This window comes from Streptomyces sp. BYX5S, from assembly GCF_054724165.1.
The window spans coordinates 4,556,732-4,581,203 of the sequence record NZ_CM138829.1 but is presented as its reverse complement, the minus strand read 5'-3'; the positions used below and the strand labels follow the sequence as shown (position 1 = coordinate 4,581,203).

The following is a 24,472-nucleotide window of genomic DNA, read 5'->3' as shown; positions in this document are numbered from 1 at the left end:
CGATGATGGCCGTCACGCGCTCCCGGCGTGCGCGGGACCTCCGGTGTACTCCGTGCAGGCATCGTCGAGCCACGCCGCCAGGTAACCGGCGAAGGACGAGCGGACGAGCAGCCACGCCGCGTGCGGGCCCGCCTCGCGCACCACGAGCGTGACCCCGGCCTGCGCGAGCAGCGTGGTGTGACAGGTGCCCGCGGTGGCCCGGCCCGGCGCGAGGTCCAGGGCGCAGCCCTGCGACAGGATCTCCGGGAGCAGCGGACCCGCGAGGGCGAGGACGGTGCGCTGCGCGGAGGTGTCGGTGACGGTGGCGAACTCCTCGCCGATGGCCGCCCGCAACCCGGCCGCCAGCTGCTCGGCCCGGCCGTCGGGCGCCACCAGGAGCCATTCGTCGGGGCCCAGCCACAACGCCTCGACCTCCGCGCCGAGTCGGGCGGAGCAGGCGCCCGGCAGGGCGTACCCGAGGAAGCGCTCGACGGCGTCCGCCGCCGCGCTGCCCGGTGTCACCCGCAGCGTGAGCTGGGTCAGGAACGGCACTTCGCGGGCGTCGAGCCCGGACGGGAGCCGCGGGTGCCAGTCGGCGAGCGGACTGATCCGTACGGGGGCGGGGGTGTCAGCCGTCACGGCGGGCTCCCTCCTTGTCGAAGAGGACGGGTTCGGCGACGGTCACCGGCACGGTGGAGCCGTCGAGCGGAACGTAGAGGGTCTCGCCGACGCGCTCGGCGCCGGAACGGACGAGCGCGAGGGCGAAGGTGCGTCGCAGGGCGTCGCTGCGGTAGCTGGAGGTGACATGGCCGAGCATCGGCACGGGCGGCTCGGGGACCGTCCCGGTGGCGATGATCTGCGCGCCCTCCGGGAGCAGGGTGTGCTCGTCGGCGGGCACCAGCGCGACCAGCTGTTTGCGGTCGGGGCGCCGGTTCTCCGGCCGGGCGAAGGACCGCTTGCCGACGAAGTCCGGCTTCTTCTTGGAGATCACCCACTGCATACCGAGGTCCTGCGGGGTGACCGTGCCGTCGGTGTCCTGCCCGATGATCGGGTACGCCTTCTCGGCGCGCAGCACATGCATGGTCTCGGTGCCGTACGGGGTGAGGCCGAGCGGCTGCCCGGCGTCGTACAGCGCCTGCCAGACGTGCGTCCCGTACCAGGACGGCACGTTGACCTCGTAGGCCAGCTCGCCGGAGAAGCTGATCCGGCACACCCGCGCCGCGACACCTGCCACGACGGTGTCGCGCCAACTCATGAACGGGAAGCCCTCGTTGGAGACGTCCAGATCACGGGTGACGGCGTCCAGCACCTCGCGCGAGCGCGGTCCGACGAGCGGGATCGTGGCCCAGTGCTCGGTCACCGACGTGAGGTGGACGCGCAGCTCGGACCACTCGGTCTGGAGCCACTCCTCCATCCACTCCAGGACCTTGGCGGCGTTGCCGGTGGTGGTCGTCACGAGGAACTCGTCGTCCGACACACGGATGACCGTGCCGTCGTCGATCACCATGCCGTCGACACCGCACAGCACGCCGTAACGGACGCGGCCCGGCTTCAGGTTGCCCATCATGTTCGTGTAGAGCCGGTCGAGCAGTTCGCCCGCGTCGGGGCCCCGGACACTGATCTTGCCGAGCGTCGAGCCGTCCATCATGGCCACGCCGCCCCGCGCCGCCCGGCACTCCCGCCGCACCGCGTCGTCCATGGTCTCGCCGGGCAGTGGGTAGTACCAGGGCCGCTTCCACTGGCCGACGTCCTCGAACAGCGCGCCGTGCCGCTCGTGCCAGCCGTGCAGCGCGGTCACCCGCACCGGGTCGAACAGCTCACCCCGGTTGCGCCCGGCGAACGCCGCGAAGGCGACGGGCTGCACGGGCGGCCGGAAACTCGTCGTGCCGAGGTCAGCGATGTCCGTACCGAGCGCCTCCGCGACGATGCCCGAGGTGAGGACCCCGGAGGTGCGGCCCTGGTCGTGGGCGGTGCCGATGGTCGTGTACCGCTTCACGTGCTCGACCGAGCGCAGCCCGGCGCGGACCGCCCGGAACACGTCGCTCGCGAGCGCGTCCCGTTGCAGGTCGACGAATTGCGCCGACCCGTCCGTGCCCTCCTGCGGACTCGGTACGCGCCACAACGCCGTTGCGGGGGAGGGCAGTTCGGTGGCGGCCGCCGGAACACCGACCGGCGGCGGCGTCAGCCCCAGGGCCTCCAGCGCCGCGGCGCTCGCGGCGACGCCCGCGCCCAGGCACTCGCCGAGCGTCCGCAGGCCGTCCGCCGCACCCGCCGTCCGCACAGTCCCAGGCGCCCCCGCGGGGACGAAGGCGGCGAGTTCCGCGTCGTAGCGCAGGGCTCCGCGCGCCTGGCTGAACAGCGCCACGGCCGGGTTCCAGCCACCGGAGACCAGCAGCACGTCGCAGTCGACCCCGTGACGCCGCGCCCCGCCCTTCGACCGCTCGGCGATGTGCACCCGCGACAGGTGCTCGACGCCGCTGGTCCCCGTGACGACATGGCCGACGCGCAGGGGGATGCCCCGGTCGGCGAGCGCCCCGCGAAGCCGCTCCGGGACGCCCGGCCGGGCGTCGACCACGGCCGCGAACTCCAGCCCTGCGTCGGCGAGTTCGAGCACGGCGTCGTACGCCGAGTCGTTCGTCGTGAAGACGGCGGCGCGGCGGCCGACGAGGACGCCGTACCGGTTGAGGTACGTACGGGCCGCCGAGGCCAGCATGGTGCCGGGGCGGTCGTTGTCGTCGAAGGCGATCGGCCGCTCCGTGGCGCCGGTCGCGTGCACGACCTGCTTCGCCCGGATGCGCCACACCCGCTGGCGGGACACATGACCCGGGGCGGCGGCGCCGAGATGGTCGGTGCGCTTCTCCAGGGCGAGGACGAGGTTGTCGTCGTAGTGCCCGAAGGCGGTGGTGCGGGTCAGGACGGTCACGTGCTCCGACGCGGCGAGCCGCCGCGTCGCCGTGTCCACCCACTCCTGCGCGGGCCGGCCGTCGATCGTCTCGCGGGTGCCGAGCAGGCTCCCGCCGAGCTTCGGCGCGCTGTCGACGAGGACGACCCGGACGCCCGCCCCGGACGCGGCGAGCGCGGCGGCCAGACCGGCCGGGCCCGCGCCGACGACCAGCAGTTCGGCGTGCAGGTGCCGGGCGTCGTAGCGGGCCGGGTCCGGTGCGGAGGCGAGCTGCCCCTGTCCGCCCAGTCCGCGTGCCACCAGACCGTCGTACAGCTCGACGGTCGTCGCGGTCAGCATCGGCTCCGGGAACGGCGCCTCGATCTGCACCAGCGCGTTCGGCTCCTCGACTCCGGCGGCCAGGATGCCGCGCGGCCGGCCGTACGTGATGCTCGTGGCGACGCGGTGCACACCGTTCGCGAGGAGCGCCGAGGCGAGGGTGTCACCGGTGTGCCCGGTGTAGTCCGTGCCGTCGAACGTGAAGTTCAGCGTGGTGGCGCGGTCGACGCGGCCGTACGCGTCCGAGGTGGTGCGGAAGTCGGTGGTCATCAGGTCGCCTCCACGGACAGGAACTCGTAACTCACCGTGTCGCGCACGGCGTTGAACCAGCGGCGGCAGCCCGCCGTGTGCGCCCACCGCTCGGCGAAGGGCCCCTTGGGGTTGTCGCGGAAGAAGACGTACTGGGCCCACTGCTCGTCGTCGAGCGCGTGCGGGTCCTCGGGGTGCGCGATGTGGGCCTGGCCGCCGTAGTGGAACTCGGTCTCCTCGCGCGGTCCGCACCAGGGGCAGGGGATGAGCTGCATGGATCTCTCCTGGGAAGGGGCTCAGTGGGCGACGGCCGCGGCGCCGTGCTCGTCGACGAGGGCGCCGGTCGTGAACCGTTCGAGGGTGAAAGGGGCGTTGGTGTCGTGCGGTGCGCCGGTCGCGATGGTGTGCGCGTACGCCCAGCCGACTCCGGGCGTCGCCTTGAACCCGCCGGTGCCCCAGCCGCAGTTGAGGTACAGCTCCTCGACCGGGGTGACCCCGACGATGGGGGAGGCGTCCGGGGTGGTGTCGACGATGCCTCCCCAGGTGCGCAGCATGTGGGCGCGCGCGAACACCGGGAAGAGTTCCAGGGCCGCCGCCATCTGCCGCTCGATGATGTGGAAGGCACCGCGCTGCCCGTACCCGTTGTAGCTGTCGATGCCCGCGCCCATGACGAGTTCGCCCTTGTGGGCCTGCGAGACGTACACGTGCACCGCGTTGGACATCACGACGGTCGGGTGCACGGGTTCGAGCAGCTCCGACACGAGCGCCTGCAACGGGTGGCTCTGGAGCGGTAGCCGCAGGCCGACCATCGCCGCGAGCACGGAGGTGTGTCCGGCGGCGGCGAGCGCCACCTTCCCGGCGCCGATCCGGCCCCGCGTGGTCCGCACCCCGGTGACCCGCCCCCCGCTCACCTCGATCCCGGTGACCTCGCAGTTCTGGACGAGGTCGATGCCGTACGCGTCGCAGCGACGGGCGAAGCCCCACGCCACGTAGTCGTGCTTGGCGATGCCCGCGCGCGGCTGGTAGGTGGCGCCGTGCACCGGGTAGCGCACATCGGGGCTGGTGTTGACGATCGGGCACACCTTGGCGACCTCGTCGGGCTCCAGCCACTCGGCGTCGATGCCATTGAGCCGGTTCGCGTACACGCGGCGCTTGCTGTCGCGGACGTCCTGGAGGTTGTGCGCGAGATTGAGGACACCGCGCTGGCTGAACAGGATCGGGTAGTCGAGGTCCTGCTCCAGCGTCTCCCACAGCTTGAGAGAGCTCTCGTAGATGCCGGAGCTCTCGTCCCACAGGTAGTTGGAGCGGATGATGGTGGTGTTCCGGGCCATGTTCCCGCCCGCCAGCCATCCCTTCTCCAGGACCGCGATGTTCGTGATGCCGTGGTTCTTCGCGAGGTAGTACGCGGTCGCGAGCCCGTGCCCGCCGCCGCCCACGATCACGACGTCGTAGGACTTCTTCGGTTCCGTGTTCCGCCACAGGAAGTCGGGGTGGTCGGGCAGGGGCGCGGTGGGGGCGGCCGGGTGTTCGCTCGTCATGCGGACTCCTTGGAAACCGGCTGATGGCGCTCTGATATATCAGCGGTGGGCGGTCGTCACCGTAGCCAGCCGCCGGGGCGCGCGTCAATGGTGTCCGCGTCAGCGTCCGCGGGAGACAGAGCGGCGGCAACCGGCGCCCGTGGGCGCCCAGTTGTCAGCCCGGCAGCACGTCCAGAACGGTCTGCATCCGCGAGGCCCTGGCCAGGTCGGCGAGCGCCTGCTCCATCACCGACAGCGGATCGCGCGGCGGCAGCAGCAGCCCGATCCGCGCACTGCGCCGCGGGCCGTGCAGCGGCACCGCCTCCATCTGGGCGGGGATGCCGAAGACGTGCAGCCAGGTGTGCGGAATGATGCTCGACCACTGGCCCGTGCGCACATGCGCGATCAGCGAGGCGATGGAGTCGGTCTCCACGCGCGGCGCCACCGACAGGGACAGCTCGGCGAACACGTCGTCCAGGACCCGGCGCCCCAGCATCCGCGGATGCAACAGACACAGCGGCAGCGCCGCCGCCTCGGCCCAGCTGATCTCCCGCGCCCGCCGGTCCGGATCCTCCTGGGTGAGCACCACGTAGCGCTCCCGGTACAGCGGCACGAACGGCAGATCCAGGCTCCGGGAGTGGTACGACACCGCGCCGTGCAGCTCGAAGGCGCGCAGCCGGCGCACGATGTCGTCGCCCTGGAGGTCCGCCTGCACGTTCACCGTGGTGTGCGGATTCGCCGCCACGAACGGCTGGGTGAGCAGGGCGACCGCGCCGACCGCCGTGGGCACGGCGCCGAGCCGCAGCTCCCCGCTCAGCCCCTCGCGCAGCGCCGCGAGCCCCGCCCGCATGGCGTCGCGGTCCGCGAGCATCCGCCGCGCCCACAGCACGACCTGCTCGCCCTCCGCCGTCAGCCCCTCGAAGCGCCTGCCGCGGCGCACCAGCGGCACACCGAGCTCCGTCTCCAGCTTCCGGATGCCCTCGGAGAGCGTGGGCTGGGACACGAAGCACTGCTCGGCGGCCTTCGCGAAGTGACCGGTGCCGGTGAGGGCCACGAGATATTCGAGCTGGCGCAGGAGCACGCTCCACCCCTTTCCCGGCCGACGTCGGCGGACCACGCGCACCCGTGATCGTAGCTGCCTATCAACGATCGGACTTTCCGCTTTGACCGCGGGCCGCGCGCCGACGAATGCTGGGCGGCGGGGGCGTGTCGGCTCCCGGGACACGACAGACGCAGAGGTGATGGGCGTGCGCGCCATCGAAGAGCCCGATGAGGAACTCTCCCTGAGCAAGCCCAAGACCTGGGCCACCGGAGCGCCCGCCGTGGCCCACGCCCTCCAGTACGCCCTGAGCCAGACCTCCCCGAAGCGCACCGCCCTCACCCTGCTCAACATCAACCAGGACGGCGGCATCGACTGCCCCGGCTGCGCCTGGCCCGAGGGCGCGCCCGACAAGCGGCACCGCAACGAGTACTGCGAGAACGGCGCCAAGCACATCGCCGACGAGGCCACCACGCGCCGCGTCACCCGCGACTTCTTCGCCGAGCACCCGGTGAGCGAGCTGGCACAGCGGTCCGACTACTGGCTCAACCAGCAGGGCCGGCTCACCGAGCCCATGGTCAAGTACCCGGGCAGCGACCACTACGAGCCGATCGGCTGGGACGGCGCGCTCGGACTGCTCGCCGACGAGCTCAACGGCCTCGACGATCCCGACGAGGCGCTCTTCTACACCTCGGGGCGGCTCGCCAATGAGCCCGCGTTCCTGCTCCAGCTGTTCGCGCGCGCCTTCGGCACCAACAACCTGCCCGACTGCTCCAACCTGTGCCACGAGTCCAGCGGATCCGCGCTGAACGAGACACTCGGCATCGGCAAGGGCAGCGTGAGCCTCGACGACCTGCACAACAGCGACCTGGTCTTCGTCGTCGGCCAGAACCCCGGCACCAACCACCCCCGCATGCTGACCGCCCTGGAGGAGACCAAGCGGCGCGGCGGGCGGATCGTCGCCGTCAACCCGCTGCCCGAGGCGGGGCTGCTGCGCTTCAAGCACCCGCAGAAGGCGCGCGGTGTCATCGGCCGCGGCACCGAGATCGCCGACCAGTTCCTCCAGATCCGCCCCGGCGGCGACCTCGCCCTCTTCCAGGCGCTGAACCTGCTGCTCCTGGAGGCCGAGGACCGGGCACCCGGCACCGTCCTCGACCGCGAGTTCATCGACGCCCACACCTGCGGCTACGAAGTCTTCACCGACAACATCCGCGGACTCGACTGGGCGGAGGTCCGCCGGGCCACGGGCCTCACCCGCCAGGAGATCGAGGAGGTCCACCGCAAGGTCCTCGCCTCCAAGAGCGTCATCGTGTGCTGGGCCATGGGCCTCACCCAGCACAAGCACGGCGTCCCCACCATCCGCGAAGTCGTCAATTTCCTTCTGCTGCGCGGAAACATCGGCCGCCCCGGCGCCGGTGTCTGCCCGGTGCGCGGCCACAGCAATGTGCAGGGCGACCGCACCATGGGCGTGTGGGAGCGCATGCCCCAGTCGTTCCTCGACGCCCTGGAGAAGGAATTCGGCTTCGCCCCGCCCACCCGGCACGGCGTCGACGCCGTCGACGCGATCCGGGCCATGCGCGACGGCCGGGGCAAGGTGTTCGTCGGCGTCGCCGGCAATTTCGTCCGGGCCACCCCCGACAGCGACGTCACCGAACAGGCCCTGCGCAATTGCCGGTTGACGGCGCACATCTCCACCAAGCTGAATCGCTCGCACACCGTCTGCGGCGACACCGCGCTGATCCTGCCCACCCTCGGGCGCAGCGACCGGGACGTCCAGGCCGGCGGCGAGCAGTTCATGACGGTCGAGGACTCCATGAGCGATGTGCACGCCACCCGGGGCCGCCTCACGCCCGCCTCACCGGCGCTGCTCAGCGAGGTGTCCATCATCAGCCGCCTCGCCCGCAGGACCCTCGGCGACCGGTACGGCATCCCCTGGCGGGAGTTCGAGGACGACTACGACACCGTGCGCGAGCGCATCGCCCGCGTCGTGCCGGGCTTCGACGACTTCAACCGGCGGGTGCGCGCACCGGGCGGCTTCAACCTGCCCAACCCCGTCAACAAGCGCGTCTTCCAGACCGCGAGCGGCACCGCCGTCTTCACCGCCAACACCTTCACCGGCCTCACCGCGCCGCCCGGCCACCTGATCCTCCAGACCCTGCGCTCGCACGACCAGTGGAACACCGTTCCGTACGCGATGGACGACCGGTACCGGGGCGTCAAGGGCGCGCGGCGCGTCGTCCTGGCCAACGCGGACGACCTCGACGAACTCGGTATCGCGGACGGCAGCCTGGTCGACCTCGTCGGCGTCTGGACCGACGGCACCGAACGCCGGGCGCCCGCGTTCCGCGTCGTGGGCTATCCGACGCCGCGCGGCTCGGCCGCCGCCTACTACCCGGAGACGAACGTCCTCGTCCCGCTGGACAGCGTCGCCGACCAGAGCAACACCCCCACGTCCAAGGCGGTCGTCGTACGGCTGGAACCGGCCGGAGCCGCGGGCGCCGGTCAGTCCAGGTAGCCCATCTTCCGGCTGATGTCCTGCGCGCTCCTCAGGAGCGTGGGGGACAGCTCGTGCATCCGCTCCTCGGTGAACCGGTAGGCGGGACCCGAGGCGCTGATCGCGGCGATCACCTCGCCCTGCGCGTTCCTGATGGGCGCCGCCATTCCGTGCAGCCCGAGTTCCAATTCCTCCAGTGTCACCGCATATCCGCGCTCGCGCGACAGCGCCAGATCCTTTTCCAGTTTGGTTCTGGCCGTCAGGGTGTGCGGTGTCATTCTTTTCATGTGGGAGGCCGCGAGCATTTCCGCGCGCTCTTCCTCCGGAACATGGGCGAGAAGTATCTTTCCGCTCGATGTGGCATGCATCGGGGTGAGTTGACCGACCCAATTGTGCGTGCTGACCGCCATCGGTCCGCGGACCTGGAGGACATTCACCGCGTAATGTTCCTGGAGGATCGCGATGTTGACGGCCTCGCCGAACTCCTCGGCCAACTGCTCGCAGAACGGGCGGGCCTGCTGCGTCACGTCGATGTTGTCGGTGACGGAGCTGGCCAGGCGCACGATGCCGAACCCGATGCGGTACTTGCCCCGGTCGCCCGACTGCACGACGAGGTCGCGTGCCTCCAGCGCGCCCAGCAGACGGAAGGCCGTCGACTTGTGCACGTCGATTTCCGCGGCGATCTCACTGACGCCCGCTTCCCCGCGCCGGGCGAGAATCTCCAGAACGCTCACCGCGCGGTCGACGGACTGCACTCCGGTACCCGACGATCCCGTTCCCTCACTGTCCGCGTCACGCTTTCTCATGGCGCCGACTATAGGTGCTGGCCGTCGGCGGACGGCAGGGCGATGCGGAAGCGCTTCTTCGGCTCCGTGCGCATGGTCGTCCTCATCACGTGACGCCTCCTGAATTCGGGCCCACACCACCCGTATTGCCACTCCCGTACCCCGGGGGCACGGGCTGCTGCTACCCGGGGTCACGGGAGTCATGCGCCCACGGGCCGGTTCTCGCCGTCGGCGTCCCGGAACCCCCTTGACAGTCGCCGTCGGCGAAGCCCACAGTTTGGGCGTTGCGCAGAACGCGTCAAGGTTCTTCATGCGCAACAGAGTTCGGCTCGCTCGAACGACTCCTCAAGGAGCTCAACCGTGACTCACGAGGTACGCGCAGTGGTCGCCCCCAAGCGGGGCGCCCCCGTCGCCGTGGAGACGACCCTGGTCCCGGAGCCCGCCCCCGGGGAGGCGCTGGTACGGGTGCGGGCCTGCGGGGTCTGCCACGGTTGCCGGGCCTGCCGGCGCGGCCGCCCCTGGTACTGCTCCGACACCCGCAACGCCGCGCGGCCCATGACCCTCCTCGACGGCACCGTGCTCTCGCCCGCGCTCGGCATCGGCGCCTTCGTCACCGCGGAGATCGGCCTCGACGAGGTGGAATCCGCCTTCAAGGCCATGCGCCGCGGGGACGTCCCGCGCTCAGTGGTGACGCTCTGAGCCCGGGGGCCCCGCGCGTCCCCTCCCGCACCGCACCTCTCGCATCGCTTCGGCACCTGCCGCATGTCCGCACGACATCCACCGAGGTGACATCTGATGAGTATCACGCGCCTGCCCCCGAGCCTGATCTCCACGCTGCCCGGCGACTACTACACCGACCCGCGGATCTTCGCGCGGGAGCAGGAGCACGTCTTCGAGACCATGTGGTTCTGCGTGACCCGGTCGGCGGACCTCGCGAAGCCCGGCAGCTTCCGCACCCATCAGGTGGGCCGGGAGAGCGTCCTCGTCTCCCGCTCGCGCGACGGCTCCGTGCGCGCCTTCCTCAACATCTGCCGGCACCGCGGCGCCACGCTCTGCACCCAGGAGTCCGGCGAGGTCAGGCGCACCTTCCAGTGCCCGTACCACGCCTGGACCTACGGGCTCGACGGCAAGCTGGTCGCCGCCCCCAACCTGACCTCGATGCCGGACATCGACCGCACCGAGTACGGCCTCGTCACGGTGCACGTGCGCGAATGGCTCGGCTACGTGTGGGTGTGCCTCGCCGAGAACCCGGCGCCCTTCGAGGACGAGGTGATCGGCGCGGTCACCGATCGGCTCGGCGCCGCCGAGGCCATCGGCAACTACACCATCGACGACCTCCACCTCGGCCGGCGCATCAGGTACGACGTGCGGGCCAACTGGAAACTCATCATCGAGAACTTCATGGAGTGCTATCACTGCGCCACCATCCACCCCGAACTCACAGAGGTCCTGCCCGAGTTCAAGGACGGCCTGGCGGCCCAGTACTTCGTCGGGCACGGCGCCGAGTTCGCGGAGGAGGCCAGGGGCTTCACCGTCGACGGCTCCGAGGGCCTCGACCGCATCCCCTCGGTCGGCGCTGACCAGGACCGCCGCTACTACGCGATCACCGTCCGCCCCCAGGTGTTCATCAACCTGGTCCCGGACCACGTGATCCTGCACCGCATGTACCCCCTCGCCCACGACCGCACCGTCGTCGAGTGCGACTGGCTGTACCTGCCGCACGTCGTCGACGCCGGAGCCGACGTCGAGCGCTCGGTCGAACTGTTCCACCGCGTCAACCAGCAGGACTTCGACGCCTGCGAACGCACCCAGCCCGCCATGGGCTCGCGCGCCTACTCCAAGGGCGGCGTCCTCGTCCCCAGCGAACACCACATCGGAGAGTTCCACGCCTGGCTCCAGGCGCGGCTCGGCACACAGCACGACCACTGACCACCCCTCGTTCCAGCGGAGGTTCCCCATGATCCCGGTGTGCCGCATCGAAGACCTGCCCCCCGGCGAGTCCGTCCGCGTGACCCGGGGCGTACCCGTCCCCGTCTCGCTGTTCAACGCCGACGGCATCGTGTACGCCATCGACGACACCTGCACCCACCAGGACGCCTCGCTCGCCGACGGCTTCCTGGAGGGTTGCTACGTCGAATGCCCGTTGCACGAGGCGTGGTTCGACCTGCGCGACGGCCGGCCCACCTGCCCGCCCGCGAAGACGCCCGTCCGTACCCACCGGGTCACCGTCGAGGACGGCCAGATCCTGCTGCACGTCACCGTAGGGGAGCCCGCATGAAGCACATCACCGTCGTCGGAGCCTCGCTCGCCGGCCTCAGCGCCGTCCGGTCACTGCGCGCCGAAGGATACGAGGGCGGCATCACCGTCGTGGGGGAGGAGCCGCACCGGCCCTACGACCGCCCGCCGCTGTCCAAGGCCTACCTCAAGGGCGACGTCACGGCCGAGGACCTCGCGCTCGGTGACGCCGACGAGTACGAAAGCCTGGGCGTGCAGTGGGAGTTGGGGGAGCGCGCCGTGCACCTCGACTGCTCCGCGACCTCGGTCGTCCTCGGAGGCGGCCGCCGCATCGACACCGACGGCGTCGTGGTCGCCACCGGCTCCACCGCCCGCCGCCTGCCCGGCACGGACGGCATCGCCGGGGTGCACACGCTGCGCACACTCGACGATGCCCGCGCCCTGCGCGCCGAGCTGGTCAGCGGTCTGTCCCGGATGGTCGTCATCGGCGCCGGGTTCATCGGCGCCGAAGTCGCCTCCACCGCCCACCACTTGGGCCTCGACGTCACCGTGGTCGAGGCGCTCGCCACGCCGCTTGAGCGGCAGCTGGGCGCCGAGATGGGCCGGCTGTGCGCCGCCCTGCACACCGACCACGGCGTCCGGCTGCTGTGCGGGACCGGGGTGGCGGGCCTGGAGAGCGGCGGCGGCCGGGTCACCGGGGTGCGGCTCACGGACGGGCGGCTGCTGCCCGCGGACCTCGTGCTCGTCGGGGTGGGGGCGCGGCCGGTCGACGACTGGCTCGCCGCCTCCGGCGTGTGGGTGGACAACGGTGTGGTGTGCGACGCGGGCGGTGCCTCCAGCGTCCCGAACGTCGTGGCCGTCGGCGACGTCGCCCGCCGCCCGCACCCCTTCACCGGTCGGCACGCCCGCATCGAGCACTGGTCCCACGCCGCGGAGTCCGCCGCCACCGCGGCCCGCACCCTCCTCACCGGCGCGTCCGCCGTGCCCCGCGCCACCCCGCCTTCCTTCTGGTCCGACCAGTACGACGTCCGGATCCAACTCGCGGGCAGCGTGAGCCCGGACGCCGTGGTCGAACTCGTCGACGGCTCCTACGAGGACCGGTCCTTCGCCGCCCTCTACCGGGAGGGCGGGGCGCCGGTCGCGGTCCTCGCCATGAACCGGGCGAAGACCTTCAACCGCCTGCGCCGGACGCTGGTCCCGGCCGTCGACAGGGTCGCGCCCGCCGCCGTATGACGCCCTTGCCCGGCGACGCCGCCCTGCCCCCACCGTGCCGCACCCCTGATATATCAATGAGCGAGTGCGGTACGGTGAGGCCCCATCGCGGACACGTCAAGGGAGGGGCGAGATGGCCGCTGTGCCTGCCGCCGGAGGCCCGTCGCAGGGAGCGACCCTGGCCGACCAGGCGTACCAGGAGATCACGGACCGGCTCGTCACCCTCCAGATCCGCCCCGGCGAACCCGTGCACGACGCACGTCTCGCCGCCGAACTCGGCCTCGGTCGCACCCCCGTCCGCGAGGCCCTCAAGCGCCTGGAGACCGAGCGGCTCATCGTCGCCTACCCCCGGCGCGGCACCTTCGCCACCGAAGTGCAGATCGCCGACCTGGGACACATCTCCGAGGTGCGCCAGGAACTCGAACCCCTCGCCGCCGCGCGCGCCAGCAAGCGGTCCACCGCGGCGGACCGGGAACGGCTGCACGCGCTGCTCACGCGCGTGGAGGAGGAGTCGAGGACGGCCTCGGCGCACGGCGAGATCGCTCTGCTCCGCCTCGACATGGCGGTGCACCGCGCCGTCTACGCGGTCACGTACAACCCCTACCTCGAAGCCACCCTCGTCACCTACGACAACCTCGCCACCCGTATCTGGTGCCTGTTCATCGAGCGTCTGGCCGGGCTGGAGCAACACGTCCACGAACACGGCCAGTTGCTGCGGGCCGTCATCGAGGGCGACGACGCCAAGGCGGCGGCGGTGGCCGCGGAGCACGTGGAGAACTTCGAGCGCGCGATCCGCTCGATCATCTGACCCCGCGGACGGCCTCCTCCTCCCCGCTCCGGCGCGCGCCCCCCGGTCCGCTCTCCCGGCACCTTCGCGCACCCTTGAACTCCCGGAGGAATCCCATGACTTCGCAGCCCAAGGTGGTCATCATCGGAGCCGGTATCGTCGGCTGCTCCCTCAGCGACGAACTGACCGCGCTCGGTTGGCGGGACGTCACCGTCCTCGAACAGGGCCCCCTCTTCGCGACCGGCGGCTCCAGCTCGCACGCCCCCGGCCTGGTCTTCCAGACCAGCCCCTCGAAGACCATGACCGAGTTCGCGCGCTACACCGTCGAGAAGGCCGGCGCCCTCGATCTCGACGGCGAGTGGTGCTACCGGCAGGTCGGCGGACTGGAGATCGCCACCACCCCCGAGCGGCTGGCCGAACTGGAGCGCCGCCACGGCTGGCTCACCTCGTGGGGCGTGGAGAGCCACCTGCTGACCGCCGAGGAATCCGCGAAACTCCACCCGCTGCTCGACCCCGACGCCATCCTCGGCGGCTACCACATACCCAGCGACGGCCTCGCCAAGGCGCTGCGCATCGGCGAGGCCCAGGCCCGCCGCGCCGCCGCCCGCGGCGCCACCTTCCTCGGCCACCACACCGTCACCGGCATCGAGACGTCCGGCGGCGCCGTCAGCGCCGTCGTCACCGACCACGGCACCTTCCCCGCCGACCTCGTGGTGTCCTGCGCCGGATTCTGGGGCCCCCGCATCGGCCGCATGGTGGGCCAGGACGTCCCGCTCGTCCCGATGGGCCACCAGTACGCGACCACCACACCGCTCACCGAACTCAAGGGCCGCAACAGCGTGTCGGCCGAGGCCAACCTGCCCATCCTGCGCCACCAGGACGCGGGCCTCTACTACCGCGAGCTCGTCGACCGCATCGGCATCGGCAGTTACGCCCACCGCCCCATGCCGCTCTCGCCCGACGACGTCGTGCACCCCGCCGACAGCCCGGACCAGCCCTCCAAACTGGACTTCACGCAGGCCGACTTCGAGGGCGCGTGGGCCGACACCCGCAGGCTGCTGCCCGCCCTGAGGGACGCGGAGATCGCCGACGGTTTCAACGGCCTGTTCTCCTTCACGGTCGACGGGATGCCGCTGATCGGCGAGTCCCCGACGGTGTCCGGCTTCTGGCTCGCCGAGGCGGTCTGGGTGACGCACTCGGCGGGCGTCGCGCGGGCCGTCGCGCGGTGGATGGTCGAGGGCCGGCCCGGCATCGACGTGCACGGCTGCGACATCAACCGCTTCGAGGACGTCCAGCTCGCCCCCGCCTACGTACAGGAGCGCAGCTGTCAGAGCTTCTCCGAGGTCTACGACATCATCCACCCGCTCCAGCCGCCGAACCGTCCCCGCCCGCTGCGGGTGAGCCCCTTCCACGTCCGCCAGCGCGAACTCGGCGCCGTGTTCCTGGAGAGCGGCGGCTGGGAGCGCCCGCACTGGTACGAGGCGAACGCGGACCTGCCCGAGGTGGCACGGATCGCCCCGCGCGGCGACTGGGCCTCCCGCTTCTGGTCACCCGTCGCGGGCGCCGAGGCACTCGTCACACGCGAACGGGTCGCGCTGTACGACATGACCCCGCTCAAGCGCCTGGAGGTCACGGGACCGAACGCCCTCGCGTACCTCCAGGGCCTCACGACGAACCAGCTCGACAAGCCCGTCGGCGCGGTGACGTACACCCTCCTGCTCGACGAGGCGGGCGGCGTGCTCAGCGACCTCACCGTCGCCCGGCTCGCCGAGGACCGCTTCCAGGTCGGCGCCAACAGCAACCTCGACCTCGTGCGGCTGCGCCGCCACCTGCCCGCCGACGGTACCGTGCAGGTCCGCGACATCACCTCGGGCACCGCGTGCGTCGGCGTGTGGGGGCCGCGCGCCCGCGACCTCGTCCAGCCGCTGACCGACGCCGACTTCTCGCACGAGGGCTTCGGCTACTTCAAGGCCAAGCACGCCTTCGTCGGGGACGTTCCGGTGACCGCGATGCGGCTGTCGTACGTCGGTGAACTCGGCTGGGAGCTCTACACCACCGCCGATCTCGGCCTGCGCCTGTGGGACGTGCTGTGGCAGGCGGGGCAGGAGCACGGAGTGATCGCGGCGGGCCGCAGCGCCTTCAACTCCCTGCGCCTGGAGAAGGGGTACCGCGCCTGGGGCCACGACATGACCAGCGAGCACAACCCCTACGAGGCCGGTGTCGGCTTCGCCGTCCGCAAGAAGAAGGGCGACTTCACCGGCCGCGGGGCCATCCTCGACGTCACCAAGGACACCGTCACCCGCCGCCTCACCGCCCTCCTCGTCGAGGACGACCACGCGGTGGTCATGGGCCACGAACCGGTCTTCGTCTCCGGCCGCCCCCGCGGCTACGTGACCAGCGCCGCGTACGGCTACACCCTCGGCCGCTCCCTCGCCTACGCCTGGCTCCCCGCCGAGCACGCCGAGCCCGGCACCCGCGTGGAGATCGGCTACTTCGGCGAGCGCGTGGCCGCGGTCACGGCCGCCGAGCCGCTGTTCGACCCGGGGATGACGCGCATCCGGCGATGACCCGAGCCTCACGGGCGCAGGAGATCCACCACCGCGGAGGCGGCCGCCCGGTGCCAGCGCGCGCTGTCGCGCAGCATCGCGTGGTCGCCGCCCGGGACGAGCGACACCCCGGCCCGCGCCCCGACCCCGACCGCCCGCCGGACCAACGCCACCGACGCCTGCGGATCGGTGACGCGGTCCCGGTCGCCGTGGAGCACGACGACGTCCTTGCCGCGCAACTGCTCGACGGGTTCGTCCTCGGGACACCAGGGCGCCAGCGCCACCACGCCCCGGACCTGCGGGGACCGCGCGGCCCGCAGCGCCGCGCGACCGCCCATGGAGTGACCCACGAGCACCACCGGTACGTCGCCGACGAGCCGCGGCAGCTCGCCCAGCGCCCGCTCGGCGTCGCGCAGGGCGTCGGCGTCCGCCCCGTTCCAGCCCCGCACCCGGTAGCGCACCTCCGCCAGCGCCACCGGGTCCTCGCCCAGGGCCGACGCGACCGCCCGCACGAACGGCCGCATGCGCAGCGCCGCCAGATGCCAGCGCTTCGACGCGGACCGGCTGTCCGCACGGCCGCCGTGCAGGAACACCACCGCTGCCCGCGCCCCGGGCGGCGTACGTCGCGGAATCAGCGCCCCGCCCTCGCCCACGACCGCTGCTCGTCGCTCAGAACTGGTCACTCGGTCCCCTCACTTCTTCACTCCACACGCGTGAAACGCCCCGCAATGATCATTCGATACCCGGCCCGCCGTGGTTTGGTCTACTGGATCATTTGCCGACCCGACCAATCCACGGCCTTGCGGGGTCCGGATTACGACTGGACATTCCCCGACCACGGAGGGCCCCGTGAAAGAAGCCGTGCACATCGGCAGAAACCCGTCAGCCGAACCGGACCTGGAGACGCTGGTGGGACGCGTCGCCCTCGGCGACGAGGCTGCGTTCGCCTCGGTGTACGACATGGTGATGGGCTCTGTCCTCGGCACCGTACGCGCCGTCCTGCGTGATCTCGCGCAGTCGGAGGAGGTCGCGCAGGAGATCCTCGTGGAGGTCTGGCGCACCGCTCCCCGCTACCGCAGCGACCGGGGCACGGCGATCAACTGGATCCTCACCCTCGCGCACCGCCGCGCGATCGACCGGGTGCGCTCCGTCGAGGCCGCCACGGCCCGCGACCGCAAGGCCGCGCTCCTCGACCACATGCCCGAGTTCGACCATGTGACCGAGCAGGTGGAGGCCCGCCTGGAGCGCGAGCAGGTGCGGCGCTGTCTGCGCACCCTCACCGAGATCCAGCGCCAGGCCGTCACCCTCGCCTACTATCGCGGCCTGACCTACCGTCAGGTGGCCGAGGCGCTCACCGTTCCACTGGGCACCGTGAAGACCCGGCTGCGCGACGGGCTCATCCGACTCCGCGACTGCCTGGGGGTGACCGCGTGACCACCGCCGACCTGCACACCCTGACCGGTGCCTACGCGCTGCACGCGCTCTCCGACGAGGAACGCGCCGACTTCGAGCGACACCTCGCCGACTGCGAGGCCTGCACCCAGGAAGCCGCCGAACTGACCGCGACCGCCACCCGGCTGGGCCTGGCCGCCACCGTCACACCCCGCCCCGAGATGCGCGACCAGGTGCTGCGCCGCATCACCACGGTCCGCCAGGAATCGCCCCGCGACCCGGGCCTGACCCGCGCCGGACGGACGGCCGCCACCCGGCGCCGGGCGCTGTCGCGGTGGGCGCTCGCCGCCTGCTTCGCCGCCGCCGCGGCGCTCGGCGGCACCACGGTGTGGCAGCACCAGCGCGCGCAGGACGCCCAGGAACAGGCCCGACAGGCCGAGCAGGGCAACGACCGGATCGCCGCCGTGCTCGCGGCGCCGGACGCCAAGACCGGTTCGGCGGACCTCGGTGACGGCGCCAGCGGCACCGTGGTCGTCTCCAAGAGCCAGGACCGCGCCGTGTTCATCGCCGCGGGGATGGAGCATCCGCCGCAGGGCAAGGTCTACCAACTGTGGTTCAACGACGCGGGAACCATGCGCTCGGCCGGAGTCATGGACGCCGACCGCAGCGACCAGGCCGTGCTGCTGGCCGGCGGCATCGACGGCGCGTCCGGCATGGGCGTCACCGTCGAACCCACCGGGGGCTCGGAGCATCCGACGTCCGACCCCGTGGCACTGATGCCGTTCCCCGCCTGAGCGGACCTGTTGAGCGCGGAAGGGCCCGCCGTACGGCGGGCCCTTCCGCGCTCTCTCAGCGACGCGGCGGCAGCGGGAAGAAGCCGCTGGTGCGGGCCGCGTACTCGGCGTAACCGGGACGCTCGGCCATGTGGTTCTCCAGCAGCCGCTTCCCGCTGCCCTTGGTGAGCAGCAGGCTCATCACCAGCGGCGAGACCACGGAGACGGCCGCGGCGGGCAGCGAGTCGCACGTGATCAGGAACAACCCCCACCAGACACAGAAGTCCCCGAAGTAGTTCGGGTGCCGGGTGTAGCGCCACAGCCCCTGGTCCATGATCCGGCCCTTGTGCGCCGGGTCCGCCTTGAACCGGGCGAGTTGCGCGTCGCCCACCGCCTCGAAGCCCACACCGACCGCCCACAGCGCGGTGCCGATCCAGGCCACGGCGGACATCGGCCCGGTCACGTACTGCGCGGCCTGCACCGGCAGCGACACCAGCCAGACGAGCGCGCCCTGGAGGAGGTACACCATGCGCAGGGCGTACAGGTTCCGGCTGCCGGGCGCCTTGGCCAGCATCCGTTCGTAGCGCGGATCCTCGCCGTGGCCCCGGCCGCGCCGCGCGATGTGCACGGCGAGCCGCAGCCCCCACACCGCCGTCAGCACGCTCACCAGCACGCGCCGCGCCGGATCCCCGATCCCCGCCGACGCCACGAGGCTCGCGACGGCGACGGCCGTGAAACCGAGCCCCCACGCCACGTCGACGATCCGGTGCACCCCCTTGCGCACCGCCACGGCGAACGTACCGAGCAGCACGGCGAACGCCGCGACGGCCGACCAGCCGAGACCCGCGCCGAACCCGCCCCAGTCGAAGCCGCTCACAGCCGCTCCAGCCCGAGGTACCAGTCGCGCGACGTCGCCGGCATCCCGCTCCGTCCCGACCTCGTCGGCCGCACGGAGAGGAACTGGTCGACGCCCATCCGCCCTTCCTCGAAGGCGAGCGCGCCGCCGACCAGGTACAGCCGCCACACCCGCGCGGTCTCCTCGCCGACGAGCGCCACGAACTCGGACCAGCGGTCCTCCAGCGTGCGGTGCCATGCGGCCACCGTGCGCACGTAGTGCTCCCGCATCGATTCCACCGACCGCACCTCCAGACCGGCCGACTCCAGCAGGCCGACCGTCTCGCCCGCCGGGCGCATGTGCATGTCCGGCGCGATGTACGCCTCGATGAACGCACCGCCGCCCGGCGCCGTGCCGCCCCGCGACATCTGCTGCACCAGCACCCGGCCGCCCGGCCGGACCATGCGGTGCAGCGCGGCCGCGAACGCCGGGTACTCGGCGTCGCCGACGTGCTCGCCCATCTCGACCGTGGCCACCGCGTCGAAGTCCGCGCCGCTGATGTCCCGGTAGTCCTGGCACACCACGTCCACCCGGTCGTCGAGGCCCCGCTCGCGCACCTGCTCGCGCACGTACGCCGCCTGCTCCCGCGCCAGTGTCACCGCCGTGACCCGCGCCTTGTGGTGCTCGGCCGCGTACAGCGTCAGCGATCCCCAGCCGCAGCCGATGTCGAGCAGCCGGTCGCCGGGCGTCAGGCCGAGCTTGCGGCAGATCAGCTCCAGCTTGGCGCGCTGCGCGTCGGCCGCGGTGAACTCGGGCCCGTCGCCCGCCCAGTAGCCGCACGAGTACGCCATCGTGTCGTCGAGGAGCAGCCGGTAGAAGGCGTTGGACAGGTCGTAGTGGTGGCTGATGGCGGCGCGGTCGCGGGACCTGCTGTGCAGCGCCCCGCGCAACCGGGCCTGCGAAGCGGGCGGCGCCGGAGGCGGACCCACGACGCCCAGCCGCGCGGCGGCGCCCGCCGCGCGGGCCCGGTCGGCGACGGAGAGCCGCGGCGCGTGCAGACCTCCCTCCCGGGCCGACGACCACATGGCGCGCAGCCCGGCTGCCAGGTCTCCCTCCACGTCCAGCTCCCCGGTCACGTACGCCTGCGCGAGCCCCAACTCGCCCGGCTGCCACAGCAGTCGGCGCAGGGCACGGCGGGACCGCACGACGACGACGGGGCCTTCGGCCGGACCCGCTTCCGCGCCGTCCCAGGTGCGCAGGCGGACCGGGAGGGGTCCGCCGAGCGCTGTCTCTGCGAGGGCGGCCAGACGGTGGGCGGCACCGGTCATCGGGTGATCTCCTCCTTGGTGAACAGGTACTGCTGTACGTCGAGATAGCCGGAGCGGAAACCGGCCTCCGAATAGGCGAGGTAGAACGTCCACATGCGGCGGAACGTCTCGTCGAACTCCAGCCCCGCGACCGCGTCGGCCCGCTCGGTGAACCGCTCCCGCCACAGCCGCAGCGTCTCCGCGTAGTGCGCGCCGTAGCCGTCGCGGCGGGCGATGGTGAGGCCCGTGTGCTCGCGCACGGTCTCGGCGACCGCCTCCACGGAGGGCAGCAGCCCGCCGGGGAAGATGTACTTCTGGATCCACGTGTACGTGGAGCGGCTGGCGAGCATCCGGTCGTGCGGCATCGTGATGGCCTGCAACGCGGCCCGGCCGCCCGGTGCCAGGCGGGCGTCGAGGGTGCGGAAGTAGACGGGCCAGAACTCGGCGCCGACCGCCTCGATCATCTCGACGCTCACGACGGCGTCGTAACTGCCGCGCGCCTCGCGGTAGTCGCACAGTTCGACGCCGACCCGGTCGTGCAGACCGGCCGCGGCGACGCGTTCGAGGGCCAGCTCGCGCTGTTCGCGGGAGAGCGTGAGCGAGGTGACCCGCGCGCCGCGCGCGGCGGCTCGGATCGCCAACTCGCCCCAGCCGGTGCCGATTTCGAGCACCCGGCTGCCCTCCCGCACCTCGGCGAGGTCGAGCAACCGGTCGATCTTGCGGCGCTGGGCGTCCGCCAGCAGGTCCCATGTCGCGGGGAAGCCGCGGAAGACGGCCGACGAATAGCTGAGGGTCTCGTCGAGGAAGAGCGCGAACAGGTCGTTGGACAGGTCGTAGTGGTGGCTGATGTTCGCCCGCGAACCCGTCGGGGTGTTGCGCCGCGCCGACGGCTGCCGCAGCGCCCACAGCCCGCGCAGCCTCTGCAAGGGGGCGGGCACCAGTTCCGAGGCGTGGGCCGCGAGGACCGTGAGGGCGGCCACCAGGTCGGGGGCGTCCCACTCGCCCGCCATGTACGACTCACCGAAACCGATGAGGCCGTGGCGGCCTATCCGGGCGTGGAAGGCGTCGGGTCGCCTGATGTCGAGGACGGGGCCGCCCTTGCCCAGCTCGGTGCCGTCGGCGAACCGTACGCGCAGGGGCAGTTGCCGCAGGGCGCGGCGGACGACGGCCGCGGCGACGGCGGTCCGGGGCGGGAACGCGGCCGGGACGGCGGCGACGTCGGGCCAGCGCTCCGGGTCCACGGGGAAGGTGACCGCCGGGGTGGCGGCGGAGGCCGCAAGGCAGTCGGGGTCGCCGGTTCTCATGAAACGTTCTCCGGGGTCGGGTGCTCGGATCGGTCGGGACGGGGCTGGACGGGAAGGCCGCGCAGGTACAGCCGGACGCCGTGCAGGCGGATGGCCAGGGACACGGCGAGCGTGGACCAAGGGCGACGCAGGGCGAGTCCGAGCAGGGTCCGCGCACGTGCTTCGCGCCGGACGCCCCGCACGGTTGCGGTGAAGGGCCTGCCGCCCTCCCGCTCCAGGTGCACGGTGAGGTCGAGCCGGTCACCGGGTTCGGGCAGCCGCATGCGGTAGCGGCCGTCGACGGGGAAGAACGGCGAGACGTAGAACTCCTTGCCGGTCACCGCCCGCCCCGAGGCATCGGTGCGCAGCAGATAACTGTGGCGCCCGCCGTACGTGTTGTGCACCTCGGCGACGACACACCGCGGCGTGCCGTCGGGGTCGTGACACCAGTACACGGTGAGCGGGTTGAACACGTATCCGAGGACGCGGGCGTGGGTGAGCATCACCACCGGCCCGCCCTTCAGGTCCACTCCGTGTTCGGCGAGGAAGGCGTCGAGCCCCGCGCGGATCGACGGCCGGTCGCCGCCGAAGTGGTCACGGGTGTCGAAACGCGCCAACGGGCGTATGGGAAGCGGGAGTTCAGGGGGATGGTCCGGGTCCACGAGCCACATGTACGTGCGGTGCCGCAGCGCGTACCGCCACGGCGCGGTCCGCACGTGGGCGACCGTGACGCGGTACAGGCCCGGGGCGGCGCTCACCAGCGCACCCCCAGGGCCGCGGCGGCCGCGACGCCGGAGCGGCAGCCGTCCTCGTGGAAACCCCAGCCGTGGTACGCGCCGGCGAACGCCGTTGTGGCGGTGGCCAGTTCGGGCAGCCGGCGCTGGGCCGCGACCGACTCCGGGGTGTACATCGGGTGCTCGTACACCATCCGGGCCCGCACCCGCGCCGGATCGACGCGGTCCTCGCCGCCCAGGGTGACGACGTACGTCTCCGGCGCGTCGAAGCGCTGGAGCCGGTTCATGTCGTAGCTGACCCGCACCCGGTCGGCGCCCGCACCGCACGACGGCATCAGGTAGTTCCACGACGCGCGGGCGCCGCGGGCCGTCGGCAGCACACCGGTGTCGGTGTGCAGCAGCGTGGTGTTGCGCGAGTACCGGAACGCGCCGAGCACCTCCTTCTCCGAAGGCGTGGCGTCGGCCAGCAGCTTCAGGGCCTGGTCCGGGTGCGTGGCGACGACCACGGCGTCGTACGCGTGCGTGGAGCCGTCGGCGAGGGTCAGGTCCGCGCCGTCCGGGTGCCGCCGCACGGCGCGGACCGGGGCCCCGAGCCGCACCTCGTCCAGGCCCTCCGCGACCCGGTCGACATAGCTGCGCGAGCCGCCCGTCACGGTGCGCCACGTCGGCGAGCCACCCACCGACAGCATCCGGTGGTGCTCCAGGAACCGGAACAGGTACGCGGCCGGATAGCGCAGCGCCGTGGCCGCGTCGCAGGACCACACCGCGGACACGACGGGTGTCATGAAGTGCGTACGGAAGTACGGGGTGAAGCCCTCACGGTCGAGGAACTCGCCCAGCGTGAGCTCGCTCTCGGCGTCCCGGGCGAGCAGTCGCCGCGCGGCCCGGTGGAAGGCCGGTACCTGCGCGAGCAGCCGCAGGTACCGCGGACGCAGGGCGTTGCGGGGGCGGGCGAAGAGCCCCGCGGGACCTCGCGCGCCCGCGTACTCCAGACCGCACCCCTCGCACCGTACCGACATGCTCATCTCCGACTCCTGCGTGGCGACGCCGAGTTCGGAGAACAGCCGCAGCAGGTTCGGGTACGTGTGACGGTTGTGCACGATGAAGCCCGAGTCGACGCGGTGACTCGACCCGTCCGACGCGGCCAGCTCGTGGGTGTGCGCGTGCCCACCGAGCCGGTCGTCCGCTTCGTACAGGGTGACGTGGTGGGCGCGGGCGAGGACGTGCGCGGCGGTGAGCCCGGCGACGCCGCTGCCGATCACGGCGGTGCGCCGCCGCCCCACCTCCCGCGCGTTCTGTCCGCAGCCGCCCCCGGGCGTCATCGGCATCGCCTCTCCTCTCACCCGCGTGAATACGCTGTCTCACGAGTAATCCGGAGCCGATCAAGGAACGGATTGGGGGAGAGGAGAACGGGCGGCGCCGACCTCAGGTTCAGCTCTTGGGCATCAGGACGCTGTCGATGATGTAGACGTTGGCGTTGGCCGTCTTGACGTTGCCGCACACCACGTTGGCGGTGTCGTTGACCTTGTACTTCTCGCCGGAGCCCGAGGTCGTCAGCTTCGACTTCTCCAGCGTCTCGAACGAACCCTTCTCCAGGTCCTGCGGCGTGAGCTTCTGGCCGACCACGTGGTACGTGAGGATCTTGGTGAGCTGCTCCTTGTCGCTGAGGACCTTGTTCAGGTCCGCCTTCGGGATCTTGGCGAAGGCGTCGTTGGTCGGGGCGAACACCGTGATGTCCTTGGCGTTGTTCAGCGTGTCCACCAGGCCCGCCTTCTTCACCGCGGTCACCAGGGTGGACAGGGCCGGGTTGTTCGACGCGGCGGTGGCGACCGGGTCCTTCGCCATCCCGTCGAAGGAGCCCGCGCCGTCCTTGGGCACCGACGAACAGGCCGAGCCGAACGGCTCGGTCATGGATCCGGTGTCCGCGGAGGACTCGGCCTTGCCGGTCTCCTTCGACGTGGAGGCGCTGTCGGACGCCGTGTCCTTGCTGTCGCTGTCGGAGCAGGCCGTCAGTGCCAGCGGAAGCATGGCGGCAGCGGCGACGACGACGGCGGTGCGGCGGATTCGAGTCTGCATGACAATCCC

At 72.0% G+C, this 24,472-nt stretch carries 19 protein-coding genes and 2 pseudogenes; 9 read left to right on the top strand and 12 right to left on the bottom strand.

All coding sequences use genetic code 11. The features are described from left to right. Nucleotides 1-12: 12 nt before the first annotated feature. The 4 genes and pseudogenes from ACYBSK_RS20925 to ACYBSK_RS20910 form a co-directional block, all read right to left on the bottom strand. Nucleotides 13-618, bottom strand: a complete 606-nt coding sequence (locus ACYBSK_RS20925) for a sarcosine oxidase subunit gamma (protein WP_460242838.1) — start codon at nucleotides 616-618, stop codon at nucleotides 13-15. Continuing rightward, a pseudogene (locus ACYBSK_RS20920) lies at nucleotides 608-3,723 on the bottom strand (sarcosine oxidase subunit delta family protein). Before ACYBSK_RS20920 ends, ACYBSK_RS20925 begins: the two are co-directional and overlap by 11 nt. A 21-nt stretch (nucleotides 3,724-3,744) precedes the next feature. After that, complete coding sequence (locus ACYBSK_RS20915; RefSeq protein WP_460242837.1) at nucleotides 3,745-4,986, bottom strand: sarcosine oxidase subunit beta family protein; 1,242 nt, start codon at nucleotides 4,984-4,986, stop codon at nucleotides 3,745-3,747. A 154-nt stretch (nucleotides 4,987-5,140) separates the two neighbouring features. Continuing rightward, nucleotides 5,141-6,046, bottom strand: a complete 906-nt coding sequence (locus ACYBSK_RS20910) for a LysR family transcriptional regulator (protein WP_460242836.1) — start codon at nucleotides 6,044-6,046, stop codon at nucleotides 5,141-5,143. A 166-nt stretch (nucleotides 6,047-6,212) separates the two neighbouring features. Here ACYBSK_RS20910 and ACYBSK_RS20905 point away from each other — a divergent pair, with 166 nt between their 5' ends. Beyond that, on the top strand, nucleotides 6,213-8,519 hold the full coding sequence (locus ACYBSK_RS20905; RefSeq protein WP_460242835.1) for an FdhF/YdeP family oxidoreductase: 2,307 nt from the start codon (nucleotides 6,213-6,215) through the stop codon (nucleotides 8,517-8,519). On the opposite strand, the gene ACYBSK_RS20900 is transcribed toward ACYBSK_RS20905, so the two are convergent. Beyond that, nucleotides 8,507-9,304 (bottom strand): IclR family transcriptional regulator, encoded by a 798-nt coding sequence (locus ACYBSK_RS20900; protein ID WP_457478703.1) that lies wholly within the window; start codon nucleotides 9,302-9,304, stop codon nucleotides 8,507-8,509. The two genes, ACYBSK_RS20905 and ACYBSK_RS20900, sit on opposite strands and share 13 nt — an antisense overlap. A 339-nt stretch (nucleotides 9,305-9,643) precedes the next feature. Between ACYBSK_RS20900 and ACYBSK_RS20895 the strand changes: the two are divergent. From ACYBSK_RS20895 to ACYBSK_RS20870, 6 genes and pseudogenes are all read left to right on the top strand, one after another. Beyond that, nucleotides 9,644-9,892 (top strand): annotated as a pseudogene (locus tag ACYBSK_RS20895) (S-(hydroxymethyl)mycothiol dehydrogenase); the annotation flags it as partial. Between the two features lie 186 nt (nucleotides 9,893-10,078). Beyond that, entirely contained in the window at nucleotides 10,079-11,212 is a 1,134-nt protein-coding gene (locus ACYBSK_RS20890) for an aromatic ring-hydroxylating oxygenase subunit alpha (protein ID WP_460242834.1), read from the top strand. Nucleotides 11,213-11,240: 28 nt separating this feature from the next. Then, entirely contained in the window at nucleotides 11,241-11,561 is a 321-nt protein-coding gene (locus tag ACYBSK_RS20885) for a bifunctional 3-phenylpropionate/cinnamic acid dioxygenase ferredoxin subunit (protein WP_460242833.1), read from the top strand. Further along, entirely contained in the window at nucleotides 11,558-12,751 is a 1,194-nt protein-coding gene (locus ACYBSK_RS20880) for an NAD(P)/FAD-dependent oxidoreductase (RefSeq protein WP_460242832.1), read from the top strand. Before ACYBSK_RS20885 ends, ACYBSK_RS20880 begins: the two co-directional genes overlap by 4 nt. Before the next feature lie 112 nt (nucleotides 12,752-12,863). After that, nucleotides 12,864-13,538, top strand: a complete 675-nt coding sequence (locus ACYBSK_RS20875) for a GntR family transcriptional regulator (RefSeq protein ID WP_460242831.1) — start codon at nucleotides 12,864-12,866, stop codon at nucleotides 13,536-13,538. Between the two features lie 95 nt (nucleotides 13,539-13,633). Next, a complete protein-coding gene (locus ACYBSK_RS20870) occupies nucleotides 13,634-16,084 on the top strand; it encodes a GcvT family protein (protein WP_460242830.1) in 2,451 nt (816 codons plus the stop codon). An 8-nt stretch (nucleotides 16,085-16,092) separates the two neighbouring features. On the opposite strand, the gene ACYBSK_RS20865 is transcribed toward ACYBSK_RS20870, so the two are convergent. Next, a complete protein-coding gene (locus tag ACYBSK_RS20865; protein WP_460242829.1) occupies nucleotides 16,093-16,746 on the bottom strand; it encodes an alpha/beta hydrolase in 654 nt (217 codons plus the stop codon). 166 nt (nucleotides 16,747-16,912) lie between these two features. On the opposite strand from ACYBSK_RS20865, the gene ACYBSK_RS20860 reads away from it, so the two are divergent. Together ACYBSK_RS20860 and ACYBSK_RS20855 are read left to right on the top strand one after the other, a co-directional pair. Continuing rightward, complete coding sequence (locus ACYBSK_RS20860; protein ID WP_457478696.1) at nucleotides 16,913-17,497, top strand: sigma-70 family RNA polymerase sigma factor; 585 nt, start codon at nucleotides 16,913-16,915, stop codon at nucleotides 17,495-17,497. Further along, entirely contained in the window at nucleotides 17,494-18,249 is a 756-nt protein-coding gene (locus tag ACYBSK_RS20855; RefSeq protein WP_457478695.1) for an anti-sigma factor, read from the top strand. Before ACYBSK_RS20860 ends, ACYBSK_RS20855 begins: the two co-directional genes overlap by 4 nt. 55 nt (nucleotides 18,250-18,304) lie before the next feature. On the opposite strand, the gene ACYBSK_RS20850 is transcribed toward ACYBSK_RS20855, so the two are convergent. The 6 genes from ACYBSK_RS20850 to ACYBSK_RS20825 all read right to left on the bottom strand — a co-directional run bounded on the left by ACYBSK_RS20850 (nucleotide 18,305) and on the right by ACYBSK_RS20825 (nucleotide 24,463). Next, entirely contained in the window at nucleotides 18,305-19,105 is an 801-nt protein-coding gene (locus ACYBSK_RS20850) for a DUF1295 domain-containing protein (RefSeq protein WP_460242828.1), read from the bottom strand. Then, entirely contained in the window at nucleotides 19,102-20,391 is a 1,290-nt protein-coding gene (locus ACYBSK_RS20845; RefSeq protein WP_460242827.1) for a class I SAM-dependent methyltransferase, read from the bottom strand. The genes ACYBSK_RS20850 and ACYBSK_RS20845 overlap by 4 nt, the downstream gene beginning before the upstream one ends. Next, a complete protein-coding gene (locus tag ACYBSK_RS20840; protein ID WP_460242826.1) occupies nucleotides 20,388-21,674 on the bottom strand; it encodes a class I SAM-dependent methyltransferase in 1,287 nt (428 codons plus the stop codon). Before ACYBSK_RS20840 ends, ACYBSK_RS20845 begins: the two co-directional genes overlap by 4 nt. Next, nucleotides 21,671-22,411, bottom strand: a complete 741-nt coding sequence (locus ACYBSK_RS20835; protein WP_457478691.1) for a DUF1365 domain-containing protein — start codon at nucleotides 22,409-22,411, stop codon at nucleotides 21,671-21,673. The genes ACYBSK_RS20840 and ACYBSK_RS20835 overlap by 4 nt, the downstream gene beginning before the upstream one ends. Further along, nucleotides 22,408-23,709 carry an NAD(P)/FAD-dependent oxidoreductase gene (locus ACYBSK_RS20830; RefSeq protein ID WP_457481808.1) on the bottom strand — a complete coding sequence of 434 codons (1,302 nt, stop codon included), beginning with the start codon at nucleotides 23,707-23,709 and terminating at the stop codon, nucleotides 22,408-22,410. The genes ACYBSK_RS20835 and ACYBSK_RS20830 overlap by 4 nt, the downstream gene beginning before the upstream one ends. A gap of 109 nt (nucleotides 23,710-23,818) precedes the next feature. Further along, the gene (locus ACYBSK_RS20825; protein ID WP_457478690.1) at nucleotides 23,819-24,463 is read right to left on the bottom strand and encodes a fasciclin domain-containing protein; all 645 of its coding nucleotides are present in this window, start codon (nucleotides 24,461-24,463) and stop codon (nucleotides 23,819-23,821) included. Between the last annotated feature and the right edge of the window lie 9 nt (nucleotides 24,464-24,472).